The following is a 16978-nucleotide window of genomic DNA, read 5'->3' as shown; positions in this document are numbered from 1 at the left end:
CTAGACATCCCGCTTTTTCAACAGGACCATGGCCAAGGCCACAGGCACCACAACCCAGGCGCCGAGAACCAGGGCGGCCTGCCAGACTTCCAGGGTGTCAGGAACATGCTCGACGGCGGTCATCGGGTTGATGGTGTTGCCGGGAAGGTACTTGCGGGCTTCCACGAAGAAATCGCCGGGAATGAGCTGGAATGCAATCGGGGCCACAAAGAACAGGCCCACGAGGCTCATGATGCCTCCTGCCGAGTTGCGGACGATGGTTCCCAGTGCCATGCCAATCGCTGCCACGGCTGCCACGTAAATGCTGTTTACGAGCAAGAGCTTGACCGATTGCGAGCTGCTGAGGTCCAGCTTGAGATCGTAGTTATCCACGATGGGGAGTGACACGAGGCCGGCTATGAAGGTGGACACAGCCGTCAACAGGAATGCACTGACCATCACGACTATCAGCTTGGCCAGGAACGGCGAGAGCCTCTTGGGGACCGCAGCGAACGTGGAGCGCGCCATGCCCGTGGTGAATTCCGAGCTCATGAGCAGGACGCCCAACGAACCGAGGATCAGCTGGGCGAATGCGATGCCGGAAGTGGGGATGCTGACTGCGATGTCGCCGCCCTGCGCAGCAATGGCTGCGGCGGCTTCGGGATCCCTCGCAGCTTGCTCGGCGAATTGTCCCGTACCCCAAGCCGAGAGTGCTGCGAAGCCAACCATGACCAACGCCGTGGATGCCAGGAGAATCAGCGTGGACAACAAGGTGCGGAACTTGATGAACTCGGAGTTCAGTACGCGGTGGAAGGCCGGTCCCGGACCAACGGAGTTGCGCATGGACTTGCGGTCCAAAGTGGTGGTGCTCATGTCTATTTCCCTCCGGCCTGAACGGGAACAGAGGTCCCGGCGGTGATGTGCGAGTGGTATTCCACCTCGTCCTTGGTCAACTCCATGTACGCCTCTTCGAGACTTGCCTGGAGCGGGGTCAGCTCGTAGACCATGATCTGGTTCTCCAGGGCGGTCCGGGCGATTCCGCGAGGATCCAGGCCCGAAACTTCCAGCAGCTCACGCTCGTGGACTTCCACGGATACACCGGTACCGGCGAGCAGTTGCATGAGCTGCTCCGGCTGGTCCGTGCGGACTCGTGTGCGGGCCTGGCCCTTGCCGGTGATGATCTCTGCGATGGGTGCATCCGCAATGATTTTGCCGCGGCCAATCACGATCAGATGGTCTGCAGTCAATGCCATTTCACTCATGAGGTGGCTGGACAGGAACACGGTGCGGCCCTCGGAAGCGAGGTACTTGACCAGGTTGCGAACCCAGACCACGCCTTCCGGATCCAGGCCGTTGACGGGCTCGTCCAGGATGATGGTCTGCGGATCACCCAGCAGCGCTGCCGCAATGCCCAGGCGCTGGCCCATGCCGAGCGAGAAACCTTTCACCTTCTTCTTAGCGACTTCTCCCAGTCCGGTCATCTCGATGACCTCCCGCACCCGGCTCTTGGGGATGCTGTGCGTCGCGGCCATGGCGAGCAGGTGGTTGTACGCCGTGCGGCTGGTATGGACTGCCTTGGCATCCAGCAGCGCACCGATTTCACGCAGCGGCGCAACGTGCTTGGCGAACGGTTCACCGTTCACGGTCACGGAACCCGCGGTGGGAGTGTCCAGTCCCATGATCATGCGCATCGTGGTTGACTTGCCGGCACCGTTCGGGCCCAGGAAACCCGTTACCCGTCCGGCTTGGACGGTGAAACTGACACCGCCGACGGCGGTCTTCTCGCCGTAGACCTTCGTCAGGCCTGTTGCTTCGATCATGGAAGCGTTCCCTCCTCGGAGCACGTGTACGTGCAGATGAGTTGTTGACTGTACTGACAACGCTAGTCACAGAGGGTGCGGAAATCGCCTGTCTCAGGGATGATTCAGGGTCCAGTCAGGGTAGTCCTCCCGGATGACGCTACGAAGCCGGATGACGCTACGAAGCTGGGTCAACCGGAAGCGGACAATACACGCGTAGCTCGTGGCTCTTGACGGTGAACACGGCACTGCGCACCCCGGGCTTGGGCTCACCATCCACGGCGAGGACCAACGGTTCTCCGATCGCCTCAATGGTGACGGTAGTTGCCTCGGTCAGATGCGTGACTTTGGAAGCAGCAACGGTGCCTGTCATGACGGCCCAAAGGAGCCGGGCACGGGCAAATGGTTCATCCGCAGTGATCATGCGGAGATCGAAGACGCCGTCGTCCAGCACAGGGCGTCGAAGTGGGGCATGGTCGCTGGGGTAGTAACGCCCACGTCCCAGGTACAGAATCCACAGCTTGTGCTTCACGCCGTTAACGGTGAGCGTCGTGGGCGAGTTCACTCCGAAAGTCCGCAGCGATGCCACCAGACTGGCCAGGGGTTTGCCCATGGCAGGCTGCAGTCGCTCCCGGCGGCGTACGAGGTTCGGATAGACACCCACGCTGGCCGTATTCAGCATGGCGATCTCACTGGACTCAGGGTTGTCAGGCAAACCTCGATGGACGGCAACATGCCCGAAATCCACAAGCGCGGCCTGCCCCTCTGTGACTGCCTTGATTGCGGCGTCAATGGAATTGGTCCCGAGGTCACGGGCAAAGTGGTTGAGCGTGCCACCCGGCAATACCAGAAGAGGCAGGGAATGCTCGACGGCGATAGCGGCCGCGGTGCCAACCGTCCCGTCACCACCCCACACGCCAAGCGCTACGGTGCCTGGCCGGGCTGCGGCTGCTTCAATCTCAGCGGCGACATCCTCGCCCTCAGCGATTTCATGAATATGCGCTTTGGGGAATACCTCCTGTAGCAGTTCGCCGGTTTCGGGAGAGTAGGAACCGCCCAGGACATTAACAGCGATGCTCAGCCCCTCGCCGTCGGAAATTCCCGGGGCCTCTGCCGGCGTCCGGCGGGGTTTGGGTTCGGCGGGCTTGGCTGGCCACCACGTGCGTGTCAGCAGGGCAGCACCCGCGCCAAGTGCAGAACCAAACACGACGTCTGACGGCCAGTGCGCACCTGTGTGCACACGGGAATACGCAACGCCCGCGGCGATGGGCGCCAGTACGGCGCCCAGGACGGGCGAAACCATCCCTGCTCCCACGACAAAAGCCACGGCCGAAGCTGAATGTCCGGATGGCATGGATGAACTGACCGGCTGCGGGTGTACGAACCTGAAAACGGGCAGGTGTTCCGGCAAGGGCCGCCGCCGGGGGAGCGCCGTTTTGAAGATGAGGTCAGTGACCCCGGAGGCCACGCCCAAGGCGAGCAGTCCATGCAGGGCTGCCCTGCGCGGTTTTCCTGGAACCGTGGCCATGATTCCCGCGATGCCAAACCAGAGCTTTCCCTTGGTGGCCGCTGCTGAGAGCCGCCGGAAGAGATCATCATGTTCGCCTTGCGGCTGGCGCGAAACCGCCCTGACAAGGAAATGATCGAACCTTGCCACGTGCTTGGGGCCTTTGCCCAGGAAACCTCGCATTCCACCACAGTAGCGCGAGCCCGGCGGCAGGACCCGGCGGCATTCCAGAACTCCACCAACCTTACCCAACAGCCGTGACTACGATGAGTGAATGATTCGCGTCCTGCGTCCACGCCAACGGCCCAGCTGGCAGATTGTCACGCCTGCCCTGCTTTTGCTGTGCGCGTTCGCGGTACCGGGAGGCCTGATTGTGGCCGGTCAAGGGGAGCCCGCCTTCAACAGAATTGATACAACATGGCAGGCCTATTCCTTCACCCTGCACGCCCCGTTCTGGGACGCGGTAAACGTGGCGCTAAACTGGGGTGGGTATGTGGGCATGCTGGTGCTGCATGCTGTTCTGGCGGCCGCGCTACTCCTCTGGCGACGTCCCAGGGCTGCTGCCTTCTCTGCACTCGCCGGCCTTGCTGCCCTGGGCCTCACTCAACTGGCCAAGGCACTTGTTGGGCGTGATCGGCCTCAAGGCGCCAGGGTCCTGTCTGATACAGGCTCATACCCTTCGGGGCATGTTTCCGCGACCACCGCCTTCCTCGTCGTGATGGCGTTGCTCATCGGCCGGCAGTGGGCGAAAGTGGTGGCAGTTCTTGGCATACTCGCGATGATGGTCAGCCGAACCTACCTGTCCGCTCACTGGTTGAGTGATGTCCTCGGCGGGGCGTGCCTAGCAGCCGGCGTCGTCCTGCTGTTGTGGTGGCCGTTCTGCAACATATGCATTCAGGAGAATGAAACCGCTGGCCGGGCGGCTATTTGGCGCGCAAGGGCCGTGCAACGCCAGCAAGAAGCAGGGCAACAAGAATAGGCAATCCGATCGCCAGCAGTGCCATGTGAATTCCGGTTTGGTCGCCGAGGTAACCCAGAAGCGGCGGGCCGGCCAGGAACGCCACGTAGCCAATGGTTGAGACCACGGAAACGCGTGCCGCTGCGTGCTTGGGATCGTCGGCCGCAGCGGACATGCCCATGGGGAAGGCCAACGCCGCACCAACGCCCCAAAGTGCCGCACCAAGGCCGGCCAGCACCACGTTGCCGGCGAAGACGAACAACGCCAGGCCCAGCGCGGCCGCTGCCATACTGGCACGGAGTACAGCCACGCGGCCGAACCTGTCGATGACCTTGCCGCCGAGGAACCGCATCCCGGTCATGGCAGCAACGAAGAGCGCAAAGAGCAGGGCGCCGGTCGCTTCGGAGGTACCGAGTCCATCAACGGCCGCCTTGGCAATCCAGTCATTGCCGGCCCCTTCCGTAAGGGTCGCACCCAAAACCACCACACCGATGAGCAGCGTCCGGCCGTCCCGCCAAGCCGTGGGTCCCTTGGGAGCCGGCGCACCGTCGTCGAGCGTTTCAGCCACTGACGCTTCGTGCGGCAGGAAGTAGCGCGGCACGGTTAGTGCGAGGAGGACAGCAAGTCCGGCGATCACGAGCAGGTGCTCGGGGAGGCCAACACCAAGATGCGAGAGCCCCGCGCCGATCAAAGCACCCACAAACGCCCCGCCGCTGAACGCTGCGTGAAACTGCGGCATGATGGTCCGCTTGAGCCGGTGTTCGACGTCGGCCCCTTCGATGTTCTGGGCTACGTCCCACAGCCCAATGCCAATACCGAAGAAGAAGAGGGCGATGGCCGTGGCCGGAACCGATGCAGCCATGAGGGAGAAGGCAATCGCAGCACCTGCGGCACCCGCCACGATCCCGGCGAGGCGAACCGTGCCGGCTGTCCCGATTCGGCCCACCACCCACCCTGCGGACGGCAAAGCCATCAAGGACCCGACGGCGGTGCAGAGCAGCAGTGTGCCCATCTGGCCGGACGTTAAGCTGAGGGCTTCGGTGACGGCGGGGATGCGTGCCGCCCAGCTTGCAAACACCAGGCCGTTCATGGCGAAGATCAGGAACGTCGCCACCGCCGCGGCGTTGACGTTGGTGGTGCTTCTGGTGCTGGTGGTCATGCAATCACAACTTCCACAGAGAGTTTGTCGAGCCGGGCAAGATCTTCGGAGGATGGCTTCAGGTCCGTCACGATGACGTCCACGGCCTCTATCGCGGCAACCAGGGCTACCGCGCTGGCATTCCACTTACTGCCGGAGGAGGCAACGATGACCCGCGACGCCGATTCCAGGCCAGCGCGCTTCACCGCGGCGTCGTCAAGGTCATGGGCCAGCAGTCCGTCCTTGAGGTTGAGGGCGCACGGCGTGACCACCGCAGTGTCGAATCGCAACGAGCGTATGTTCGCCTCGGTCATGGGTCCGCGAAAAGACTGTTCGCCGGGAATGAGGCTTCCGCCGGGGAGAATGAGCTGCGGCCGGCGGCCCTCCTTGGCGTGGGTCAGTGCCTCGACGCCGTGCAAGGACATCGGCATCACCGTGAGTTCGCGCTGGCTCAGCCGCCGAGCAATTTCCGTGGCAGTGGATCCGCTGTCCAACCACACGTGCTCGCGGTCCTTCAGCAGAGCGTCAACAGCTGCTGCGATCTTGAGCTTCGCCTCGTGGTCTTCCAGTTCGCGCTGCCCATAGCCTGGGTTGTCACCACGCGCTACCAAACTGCGGGCGCCGCCGTGCACCCGCTTCAGTACTCCGTTGGCCGCAAGAATTTCCAGGTCGCGGCGGATCGTGGCGCCCGAGGCTCCAGTGGCTGCTACCAATTCGTCCACTGATACTTCTTCGCGTTTGCGCAGCAGCTCGCCAATGAGCCGATGGCGGTCAGGAGTTCCCATAGTTCAACGGTATCAGGCCGACGCTCACTTAATCATGAAATGTGATCATTTGATCACCGATGCTCTCTCACATCCCACCCCTTAAACCACGATGCTCTCTCACATCCCACCCTTAAACCCACGATGCTCTCTCACATCCCACCCCCTTAAAACCACGATGCTCTCTCACATCCCACCCTTAAACCCACGATGCTCTCTCACATCCCACCCCCTTAAAACCACGATGCTCTCTCACATCCCACCCTTAAACCCACGATGCTCTCTCACATCCCACCCCCTTAAAACCACGATGCTCTCTCACATCCCACCCCCTTAAACCACGATTGCGGCCGTATGGTTTTCTGAGACAGCTTGATGGGAGATTCGTTTCAGATGACCACGCCCAGAAGAAAATATGATGCCGCTTTCCGTGAGGAAGCAGTGCGGCTGGTGCTGTCCACGAACCGTTCGGTGAAGCAGGTCGCCGAGGAGATCGGGGTGAAGGAAAGCACGCTGGGGAACTGGCTTCACCGACATCGGGAACGTCAACCAAATGCCCCTGTCCCGTCCGAGGACAGGGGCCCGGTTGCCTGGGAAGAACACCAAAAGGCCTTGGCCGAGAACGCCAGGTTGAAGGCCGAGGTCGAGTTCCTGGGAAAAGTCAGCGCCTTCTTTGCCGCGAAGCAAAAGTAGAGGATTTCTACGAGTTCATCGAAGCGGAGAAGGCCAACCATTCAGTGGTGTGGCTGTGCCGGGCATTGAAGGTTTCCCGGGCCTCGTTCTATCGGTGGCGCAACCCCGCCGGGCCCTCACCACGTGCCGTGCGGCATGAGGATCTGGTCACCGCGGTCACCGACCTCTATACGAAGGAGGAAGGCCGTGCCGGACGGGACCAGTTGGCCTTGTTGCTGAACGCGGCCGGGACCAAGGTCTCCGCCCCAACCGTCGGAGCCATCATGCGCGAGACCGGTCTGCGTGCCATCCGAACTCGGGCCTGGAAACAGACCACGGTCCAGGACCCGCAGGCCAAGACCGCCCACATCGAGAACCACATGCTCGACACCGACGGCAAACGCGACTTCACCTCCACCGTGCCCGGGACCCGTCTGGTCGGCGATATCACCTACCTGCGCACCGGCGAAGGCTGGCTCTACCTGGCCACCGTCATCGATCTGTTCTCCGGCATGGTCATTGGCTGGTCCATGGCCGGACACATGCGTGCGAGCCTGTGCACCGCGGCCCTGCAGATGGCCCGGAACCACGGCCGCTTCGCCGAGGATTCTGTGGTCTTCCACTCCGACCGCGGCGCCCAGTACACCTCTGACGAATTCCAGCAATGGTGCGGCACCAACGCGGTCACTCAGTCCATGGGCAAGGTAGGGGTGTGCTGGGACAACGCGGTCGCCGAGAACTTCTTCTCCCACCTCAAAACCGAGTTCTACCACCACCACCGCTTCGGTTCCAGGCTCGCCGCCCGGACCGCCGTGATGGACTACATCGAGGGCTGGTACAACCGCCGCCGACCCAACCGCCGGGCCGGCGGCGCACCACCCGTAACAGCCCACACCGCTTACCAAACCACCGTTCAGGGACCCCTGGCCGCCTAACCAACAACAACGAGAACTGTCTCACAAACTTGACGAGCGCAGATGCTCTCTCATCAACTGAGAGAGCATCGGGCGAAAAGGGCAATGATGTGAGAGAACGTGTGGACTAGCGGGCGCGCTCCACGCGTTTCTCATCCCAGACGGGTTCCTCGGACTCGTAGACCTTTCCATCGGAGCCGAAGATCAGGAAGCGGTCGAAGGACTTGGCGAACCAGCGGTCATGGGTGACGGCCAGGACCGTTCCCTCGAAAGCATCGATTGCTCTCTCCAGGGCCTCGCCGGAGTGCAGATCCAGGTTGTCGGTAGGCTCGTCCAGGAGCAAGAGGGTTGCTCCGGACAGCTGCAGCAGGAGGATCTGGAACCGCGCCTGCTGGCCACCGGACAGGGACTCGTACTTTTGCTCCGATTGGCCGGCCAAACCGTAGGAGTCCAGGGCACCTGCGGCAGCTTCGCGGGGAAGGCCCGATCGGTGTTCATCGCCGCGGTGCAGGATCTCCAACAAAGTCCGGCCCAGCAGATCCGGGCGAACGTGCGTCTGTGCGAAGAATCCCGGGCGGATACGGGCGCCCAGCTTCACAGTTCCTTCGTGCGGCACTTCAGCAATGACAACGTCCGACACCGGCAAGTGCTCCCGCTCAGGGTCGGTGCCTCCCGTGGCGAGCAAGCGCAGGAAGTGGCTCTTTCCGGAACCGTTGGAACCGAGTACGCCCACACGGTCGCCGAACCAGATTTCAGTGGAGAACGGCTTCATGAGCCCAGTGAGTTCAAGCTTCTCCGCCACGATGGCGCGTTTGGCTGTTCGCCCTCCCTTGAGGCGCATCTTGACGTTCTGCTCGATTGGCAGGGCCTCGGGCGGCCCAGCCTCAAGGAACTTTGCAAGACGGGTTTGCGCTGCCTGGTACCTGTTGGCCATGTCGGACCGGAACGCAGCCTTGTTCTTGTACATGTTGACGAGTTCCTTGAGCTTCACATGCTCCTCGTCCCAGCGCTTGCGGAGTTCCTCGAACCGGGCGTTCCTATCGGCACGCGCCTCCACGTAGGAGCCGAAACCGCCACCGTGGATCCACGCACCGGCACCGTTTATGCCTGGTTCAAGCGTCACTATTCGTCCGGCGGCGTTGTTGAGCAGCTCGCGGTCGTGGCTAATGAACAGCACGGTCTTCTTGGATTCGTTGAGCTTTGACTCCAGCCAGCGCTTGCCGGGGACGTCAAGGTAGTTATCCGGTTCGTCCAGGAGCAGGAGTTCATCCGGTCCCGCAAAGAGGGCTTCCAAGACGAGTCGCTTCTGCTCGCCGCCGGACAGCGTAGAGGCGCGTCGGAACTGTGCTTTGTCGAAGGAAATTCCCAAGGCCGCCATGCAGACTTCGTCCCAGACCGTCTCGACGTCGTAACCGCCGGCGTCTCCCCAATCCACGATCGCCTGGGCGTACTTCATCTGCGTGGGTTCGTCGTCGTGTTCCATCATGGCGAGTTCGGCCTCTTCAACCGCCTTGGCAGCTGCCGCCAGCCCGGCTTGGGCCGTGGAGACCAGCAGGTCCCGGACGGTTGATTCATCCCGGACCTGGCCCACGAACTGCCGCATGATGCCCATGTTCCCGGACTTGCCTACGACGCCTTCGTCGGGTGTGAGGTCGCCGGAAATGATCTTGAACAGCGTCGTTTTGCCGGTTCCGTTGGGCCCAATCAGCGCGGTCTTAGTGCCATCAGGCACCTTGAAGGTCACGCCGTTGAGCAACTGGGTGCCGTCGGAGAGGAAGTAGTCGATGCCGGAAACGTCAATATGGGCCACCGCCCAATCTTCCCACGCCCAGGTATTAAGGCCCGACGGCGGAACTTTGGCCTGGGTGCCCCGAGTGAGCTAAGCGTCAGGCTTTCGCCGGGCAAACTGCGGTGCATGTTCGGGTCGTGGGCCGAAGGCAATCATCCGTGCAGGCAACTTCCGGAGGCCGGGAAAGTTACGGAGCACAATGAGCAACAGCTTGGGGGGCTTTGGCTGCTTGCCCGCCATGACCTGTGCGAAGATAACGCGATGCAGCACCCGCTGAAACGTCTGCACAATCACGGTTGGAGGCCAGCGCCGCTTCTGAACGGCGGCGAGGTGGCGGTCGTCCAGCGTTTTACTCAGCAGCGGCGAAGCAATGATCCGGGCCGCTGCGACGGCGTCCTGCACCGCCAGGTTGATCCCCACCCCACCGGCGGGGGACATCACATGGGCAGCATCGCCAATAAGCAGCAGGCCCGGCTTGTGCCACTCGGACAAGCGGTTGAGCTTCACGTCCAACAGGTGGAGATCATCCACGGAGCGGATGTTGTCCACACGGTCTGATAGGTCTGGCCGCAACCTTGCGACGCGTGCACGAAACGCTTCTACGCCTTCTGCCCGCAACTTCGGATCCAGTCCCTTGGCCGCGAGGTAGGCGATCTGATAAAAGTCCTTGCGGGTCAAACTCAGCAGAACGTCCGAAGTCCCGAAACTCGGGGCAATCGACGCCACGGGATCCCTTTCATCGGCATTCCTCGGAAGCCGGAACCACCACGTGTCGAACGGCACCGGAAATTCGCGTGGGACCAAACCCGCCCGTGCACGAAGCACCGAACTACGGCCGTCGCACGCCACCGTCAATGCAGCCTTCAGTTCGCCCGTCCCCAGGTTTTCGCCGGTGAGGGGGTCCCGGGTTCTGTACGCCACACCCGATACTGCGCCGGACCCGTCGCGGAGCAGCTCTGTGACCTCAGTGTTCATCCGCAACGTGAACGTGGGTTCCTGCTTGGCTGCCTCCACCAGAAAGTTCAGCAAGTCCCATTGCGGCACCATTGCCACATAGTTGTACGGCTCCTTGAGGAGCCCGAAATCAGCGAGGATCACGGAATCCCCGGTCCCTGCAGGCAGCTGGAAATTACCCAGCTTGCTCTGCGGTAGCTGCCGGAACCCTTCGCCCAACCCCAATTCGTCGAGGAGGCGAATGGTGGAGGCGTGCACAGTATCGCCACGGAAGTCCCGCAGGAAGTCGGCGTGCTTCTCCAACACAGTGACTTCAACTCCGGCCCGGGCAAGGAGCAAGCCCAGCACAATCCCGGCCGGACCTCCGCCAACCACAACGCACTGCGTGCTGCTTTCCATAGCTTCTCCCGATTTAACCGGCGGCGGTGAGGAACGACTTCAACAACGGTCCGCTGGTGGTTGCCCCCAGGCCGCCGTCTTCCACGAACACAGCAACCGCCAGGTCTCCGTGAACGGCAACGATCCACGCGTGGGTCTTGGGCGGGTCCTCATTGCCGAACTCAGCAGTACCCGTTTTTGCCCCGACGGGCGCTCCCGGCACCTGGGCGAGGAATCCAGCATGCCCGGAGGTAACCACCGCCCGCATCATGTCGGATAGCGCGGCCGCTTCTTCCTTGGTGATCGGCTTGCTTGAGGGCGGTGACGCGGGCGCTGCGCTAACGGAAGCGGACGACGCCGGCGCGCTGCCACTTTCCGTGGGCGTAGCTGCCGCGCTGGAGTTCCCGGCTTCAGGGTTCAGCACGAGTTGAGGGGACACCGGAGCGCCGTTGCCAACGGAGGCTGCCATGATCGCCGCAGACAGTGGGGAGAAGAGCACCTTCCCCTGGCCGATCATGGATGCCGCGTGCTCGGTTCCCTCTGCGGCGCCGGGGACTGAACCGAGGAAGGCGTCGGCGCCCAGCTTGGGCGCTTCCACGGCCACGCCCAATGCCATGGCGGCAGACTCGAGCTGGTCCTGGCTGACCGTGTCACGGGCATTGATGAAAGCGGTGTTGCAGGAATGGGCAAAAGCGTCCCGCAGCGTTACGGAACCCAAGGAGCTTTCCGGGTAGCCCTCGGAGTTCTTGAAGGTTCTGCCGTCTACTGTCAGCGTCGGGGTGCATTCGACCTTGGAATCAGGCGTCGCGCCGTCGCGGAACAGCGCCAGGGAATCGACGATCTTGAACGTGGACCCCGGAGCGTATTGGCCAAGCATCGCCGTGTTGTAGCCGTTGCTGCCGGGGCCTGATGCCGCCGCGAGAACAGCTCCAGTGGAAGGCTTAAGCGCCACAATGGCGGACGCCGGCCCAACCCCGGCAAGAGTCTCTTCGGCCAGTTGTTGCAGCTTCAGGTCAAGCGTGGTCTTGAGGGTTGTTCCGGGCACAGGGAGGGACGAGAAGAATACTTTGCTTGCAGGGGTCTCGCCTTCCGACTTCGCTTCCTGCTTGGCGACCACCTCCACGCCGTCCTTCCCGCGGAGCAGCGAATCGTATTTCTGTTGAAGGCCGCCGGTTCCTGTGGTGTCCCCCGCCCGCAAGGCGCCGTTGGACTTTTCGATCTGCTCTGCACTGGCCTGGCCCACACTTCCCAGGAGTGCTCTGGCGAAGGTGCGTGTTGGTGCCAACGCCATGGAGTCCAGAATGCTCACGCCTCCCGGAATGGCAGTGATCTTTGCTTCGGTAATTTCGGGGGTGTAAGCGCGGAGGACGATGCCCTCCACGAAAGCCTGTGGACCCGAGGCTGCCACCTGCTTGGCATACTCTTCAACGTCAAGGCCGAGCAAAGCAGCCATTGCCCGCGCGGCGGAATCCGCCTGATCAGCGGCAAGCTTGGTTTTGTCGATACCAACGCGGAAAACCGGACGGTCTTGGACAATGGGGGCATCCCCTGCGCCGAGGATCTGTCCGCGCTGGGCAGGAACCGTCTTGACGGAGAGCGTCTCGCCGTCCGAAAGTTCCGGGGCAAGGAGCTGGGGATTCCATTGGACAGCCCATTTATCGCCGGACTTTTTCAACGTAGCCTCGGAGCTGTACTCCCATTTTGCTGAGCCAATGTTCCAGCTGTAGTTCAAAGGGAAGGTGGCGGTCTCGCCGTCGAGCTTCACGTCACCTGACTGAACCGATGGCTTGGCATCGAGTCCCTCAAACACCGCTTTGAGTTGATCGTTGGCCGCGGAAGCGTCCTTGCCCTCTACGGCGAGTGAACCGACGTCGAGCGCGGCCAGAGAGGAGGCGAGCTGCTTCGCTGCACTTTCCGCACCGGCGCGGCCGTCATCGCAGGCCGTCAGCGAACCAACCATCACCAGCGCTACCAAGCCAAGGACAAGATTCCGTGTTCTCATTTTCCCCATTTGCGACATTATGCCCCGTTCCCCCGACAGTTTCTCTCCGCGACCACAACCCGGACCCGCCCCACCCAAAGGAGCTGGGCGGGGCGGGCTCTGGCGAGTCAGATTACGGGGCACACGTGAACCTGGCATCACCCCAGACACCGTGCGCGCCGTTGATGGATCCGGAGGGGTCCACCACGAGTTCCACGTATGCCGCACCCGTCAGGTCTACGGAAACGGCTTCCGGAGCGAACCCGGGCGTGTACGTTCGCGACTGGTACTTGTTCACGCCGTCGGTATTGACCTTGAAGATGATGTTGCCACCGAAGCCGCTTTCCAGGCCTACTTGCGAGGTGAACGACGTGCATTTTCCGCCCAGGTAATACGTGATCCTGGAGGCCGCGTGAACGCCCAGACCCTTTGCGAAGGAAGGCTGCTGGCCTGTTGCAGGATCGGTGTAGTTGATGGTCAGCGGTTTGTCCGGTGATGACGCCGAATCCTTGTTTGCCACATTCTTGCCGATCACGCCGTAGCCGTTGATGGCCTGGATCCACGGAGTTTCAGACGCGTAGACCGATCCGTGCGGCACGTCGGGCAGCGGCTGCGACGTGACCTTCCAGTCAAAGAACTTCACCCGCGCGTCTGTAGGCAGCGCGACAGAGGCAAGTTCCTTCGTGGGGTTGAGCCGGACCGTGTTGGAGAACGCCTGGTATTTGTACTGCGTGTATTCCGGGGACGGTCCGTTGGCGTTGTTGCGGCCTTGTTCGGACACCGCCACCACAGCGCCGTTCAGCACTGAGGGCTGCAACCAGTTGGGGAAGAAGATCGACTGCTTTTCCATGCTTCCATCGGCATATGTCAGGGTCAACTCAGGGCTTGTTCCATTGCCAACAGCCGCTGATCCGAGAACAGCCAGGTGTGTTCCCTTGCCCTTGACCGCAATGGTCTGTCCGGACAGTGCAACCGAGTTGGGGACATCGGGGCCCACCGCTGGCCACGTGTAGTCCACCTGCTTGGACGTGCCCGCTTCCACTGTCACAGTGCTGCCCGGCCGTACGCCGCCTGCCGGGATGGGAGCGGCAGCCAGCTGCTCGGCAGCGAAGGTGGCCCCTCCGCCGTCGAAGTTTCCGAGCGCCTTCCCCGCCACTGTGGTCACGGCGACGGTGTTGTATGCAGCTGCCAAGGAGCCATAGGCCACGTAGATCTGGTTGCCCCCAGTCACCGACTGCTCGCTTGAGTCAGAAGCAGCGTATGACGCCGAGACCTGCACGGTCTGCTGACCCGCCTTCGCGGTGGGGCCGGGCTTGATGACGAATGTCGCCGTGGTTGTTGCGCCGCCCTCAACCTTCGCGGCAGTTGCCCCGGAGGAGGAGATGACGGTCCACCCGTCGGGCAGCACCGGCGTCAGCACAACGTTTGTCTTGGCCTTGATCCCGGTGTTTACGAAAGCTGCAGTGACGGTGGTTTCCTGGTCCTGGAATACCTGCTGGCCAGTGCTTACGCGCACCTCGGCTGCCGTATCTTCCTGGCTCTTGCCGCCCAGGGGTCCGGCCTGCTGAAGCTGGATGGTGGCTGACTGGTTGGAGGCGATCACACCTGTCTTCACGAGGACGGTACCGTTGTTGGCCTCATCGAAGAACCAGCCGGCGGCAGCGGCATCGTAGGCGTCCCTGGTGCCGTGCCGGGCCAGTGTGGTGCCTCCAATTTTGACGTCTTTGGGCGCCGCACCTGCATGGACCTTGAGCTGGTAGGGGCGGGCGGCAGCTTTGCCCGTGTACTCGCCCTTTCGCTCACCGATAGTTACCATAACGCTGCCGTTGCCCGTGCCGGGTGCCTCCACGGCGAGGAGCTGGGTGGAAGACTTTCCGTCCTTGAATTCCCGCGTGACTTTGTCATCTTCGTACAGGGTGAAAGTGTTTTGCCCCTTGGCGTAGATATCCAAAGTGATCATGGAATCTTCGGGAACCAAGGAGGCGTTGCGGGCCACGATACCTTGTGGGATCACCGCACCTGCGCGAACGAAAACCGGCAGCCTGTCGAGTGGCGCGTTGTAGCCGTTGAGGATCTGGCCACCCTGGTATAGCTTGCCTGTCCAGTAGTCCACCCACTGCTCGCCGGCAGGAAGGAAGATGCCGTTGCGGACGTCGGTCTGGGTAAAGACCGGGGCCACCAGGAAGTCGGATCCGAGCATGAATTGGTTATTCGCCTCGGCGCCGTAAGACCACTGTTGGTCAGGGAATTCGAGGGCCATGGAACGCATCATGGAGACGCCTGTGTCAGAAGCGTTGTGCGCGAGTGAGTAGATGAAGGGCATGAGCTGCTGCCGAAGCTGAAGGTATTGACGGTTGATGGCAGTGGCTTCCTCGCCGTAAAGCCATGGACGCTTGTCCGTCGCTGCCCAGCCGGACATCGAGTAGAGCGCCGGGGCGAAGACCTTCCACTGGAGGTCGCGGACGTAAGACTCCGGGGATCCGCCGAAGATGCCATCCACGTCGCCGGTGGTGAACGCCAGGCCCGAGTTGCCGGCACCGGTGAGGGCCGGGACCTGCCAGCGAACGGCGTCGAGGTTTCCTGAATGGTCACCCGTCCACTGCATGCCGCAACGCTGCGAGCCGGCCCAACCTTCAACCATCAAGGACGTGCCGCGGGCGTTCGAGTACTGCTCGATCCCTCCATGCGCAGCTTCGCAGCCGGTAAGTGCCTGACGGTAGCCCTGGCCCACCCAGGCGACGTCGAGCTTTCGCAGGCGTACACCTGCATCGCCTACTTCGTATTCTTGGTTGGTGAGGGAACGCTGCGTCCAGAGACCCACTTTGAGGTCTGTTTCGTCCTCGATGTTGCTCACGGTTTCGGGAAGTTGCTGATACTCGCAACCGTAGCCGTCATTGACCAGCATCCAGCCCGCGGGCATGTCGTTCTCAACGAACTTCCGTGCCGTTTTGATGGCGTCGGGCGTGCGCTGCTTGGCGCCGTCGGGATCGCCGAATCCAGATGACGAATAGCCGGGGTTGGAGCGGTTGTAGCAATCGGCGTCGCCGTATTCCAAGGCGTAGACCGGCGGCATCATCGGCTTGCCGGTCAACGTGGTGTAAGCGTTCAGGGACTGCTTGTAGTCGCCCACGAAGTAGTAGGCGTCGAAGCGCTTTTCCTCATGGGTGGTGGTGGGTTGGCCACCAAAATTGTAGGAGCCGCGGGCGAACGTGTCCCGCAGGACGCCAAATCCCTTGGAAGACATATAGTACGGAACCGCATTGGGATAGCCGTCGTCGTCCCAGTCGAAATTCCGGGCGATGTTGATCAGCGCGCCGGTGTGGACGGAGCGGCCGTTTTGCATGCCGCCGCCGATGAACTGCTCACCGTCCTGTGGGGCGAGGTGCTGTGTTGCCGAGTTCGCACCAAAGGTGATGGGGGCTGACTCCTCGAAGACCAGGGATCCATCGGCCCTCAGCAGCCGGAGTTGGGTGGTGGCCTTGTTGATCTCGACACTGATCTTGGCAGTCTTCAGGACCAGCCAGTCACCGTCCGTGACTGTTGGTGCGCTGCCGGGGAACTTGTCCTTCCCCACCACGATGTTGGCAGTCCGTGCCGGGTCCCCTTGATCGGTGTTGGCGGGGTCGGTGAACTTGCCGCTGGGATCGGCTTCGAGGCGGAAGTTGCCGTCGTCCAGGAACGTGACGCGGATGGCGCCTCGCTCGGTGGAGAGGTCGACGACGTTTCCGGACTGGGTGAATCCGGTTACCGCTCCGAGGGGTACTCCCGCTGCATCGACAGGTACTTCAGGGGTGACTGCCTTGATGGGGGCGGGGTCGCCGGGAGCGGCATTTGCTGCCGTTGCGAAGGTCAGGGCGGGGATGCCGCCAGCAAGCAGAAGCGACGCCAATCCGAGGGACGCTGCTTTCTTGAGGAAGGAATTGCGGACGCATCCAGGGCTGTTGGGCGCAGCACTGGATAAGCCCTTGAGGGGTGCGGACATGGGGGCCAACTTTCGACGAGTGACTTTTTGTGATCTAACTCATGGCGAAACGTGCACTAATCGTCACTGCAAAAAGGCAAAAGGTCAATCGTTTAACAAAGAATTTCTTCGCCACTGGGGACGGCACTTGCTTTGTCGGGGCCTCATTAGGACGCTAACTGTC

At 62.1% G+C, this 16978-nt stretch carries 11 protein-coding genes; 2 read left to right on the top strand and 9 right to left on the bottom strand.

The window, feature by feature from the left end; translation table 11 throughout:
• From AC6I97_RS02390 to AC6I97_RS02380, 3 genes are all read right to left on the bottom strand, one after another.
• A complete protein-coding gene (locus AC6I97_RS02390) occupies nt 1-852 on the bottom strand; it encodes an ABC transporter permease (protein WP_224092491.1) in 852 nt (283 codons plus the stop codon).
• A 2-nt stretch (nt 853-854) separates the two neighbouring features.
• The gene (locus tag AC6I97_RS02385) at nt 855-1799 is read right to left on the bottom strand and encodes an ABC transporter ATP-binding protein (RefSeq protein WP_309930463.1); all 945 of its coding nucleotides are present in this window, start codon (nt 1797-1799) and stop codon (nt 855-857) included.
• Nucleotides 1800-1956: 157 nt separating this feature from the next.
• Entirely contained in the window at nt 1957-3468 is a 1512-nt protein-coding gene (locus tag AC6I97_RS02380) for a bifunctional phosphatase PAP2/diacylglycerol kinase family protein (RefSeq protein ID WP_497943978.1), read from the bottom strand.
• A gap of 91 nt (nt 3469-3559) precedes the next feature.
• On the opposite strand from AC6I97_RS02380, the gene AC6I97_RS02375 reads away from it, so the two are divergent.
• Nucleotides 3560-4264, top strand: a complete 705-nt coding sequence (locus tag AC6I97_RS02375) for a phosphatase PAP2 family protein (protein ID WP_497943977.1) — start codon at nt 3560-3562, stop codon at nt 4262-4264.
• Here AC6I97_RS02375 and AC6I97_RS02370 read toward each other — a convergent pair.
• Nucleotides 4209-5402: an MFS transporter gene (locus AC6I97_RS02370; RefSeq protein WP_224165908.1), complete on the bottom strand. Its 1194-nt coding sequence runs from the start codon at nt 5400-5402 to the stop codon at nt 4209-4211. The genes AC6I97_RS02375 and AC6I97_RS02370 overlap by 56 nt on opposite strands.
• The gene (locus AC6I97_RS02365; RefSeq protein ID WP_224165909.1) at nt 5399-6166 is read right to left on the bottom strand and encodes a DeoR/GlpR family DNA-binding transcription regulator; all 768 of its coding nucleotides are present in this window, start codon (nt 6164-6166) and stop codon (nt 5399-5401) included. Before AC6I97_RS02365 ends, AC6I97_RS02370 begins: the two co-directional genes overlap by 4 nt.
• Nucleotides 6167-6538: 372 nt before the next feature.
• Here AC6I97_RS02365 and AC6I97_RS02360 point away from each other — a divergent pair.
• Nucleotides 6539-7752, top strand: a protein-coding gene (locus AC6I97_RS02360; protein ID WP_497943976.1) for an IS3 family transposase whose coding sequence is annotated in 2 segments (ribosomal slippage) — nt 6539-6800 and nt 6800-7752 — 1215 coding nt in all. Because the reading frame shifts where the segments join, the coding sequence is not laid out codon by codon here.
• A gap of 106 nt (nt 7753-7858) precedes the next feature.
• Here the strand turns inward: AC6I97_RS02360 and AC6I97_RS02355 are convergent.
• The 4 genes from AC6I97_RS02355 to AC6I97_RS02340 form a co-directional block, all read right to left on the bottom strand.
• Nucleotides 7859-9541 carry an ABC-F family ATP-binding cassette domain-containing protein gene (locus AC6I97_RS02355; RefSeq protein WP_497943975.1) on the bottom strand — a complete coding sequence of 561 codons (1683 nt, stop codon included), beginning with the start codon at nt 9539-9541 and terminating at the stop codon, nt 7859-7861.
• Nucleotides 9542-9610: 69 nt separating this feature from the next.
• Nucleotides 9611-10873: an FAD-dependent oxidoreductase gene (locus AC6I97_RS02350; protein WP_497943974.1), complete on the bottom strand. Its 1263-nt coding sequence runs from the start codon at nt 10871-10873 to the stop codon at nt 9611-9613.
• A 13-nt stretch (nt 10874-10886) separates the two neighbouring features.
• Entirely contained in the window at nt 10887-12863 is a 1977-nt protein-coding gene (locus AC6I97_RS02345; protein ID WP_497943973.1) for a penicillin-binding transpeptidase domain-containing protein, read from the bottom strand.
• 103 nt (nt 12864-12966) lie between these two features.
• Nucleotides 12967-16815 (bottom strand): NPCBM/NEW2 domain-containing protein, encoded by a 3849-nt coding sequence (locus AC6I97_RS02340; RefSeq protein WP_497943972.1) that lies wholly within the window; start codon nt 16813-16815, stop codon nt 12967-12969.
• Nucleotides 16816-16978 lie beyond the last annotated feature (163 nt).

This window comes from Arthrobacter sp. TmtSoilC48, assembly GCF_059739425.1.
Note: the sequence above shows the minus strand (reverse complement) of the source record. Positions and strands in the feature narration are given on the sequence as shown.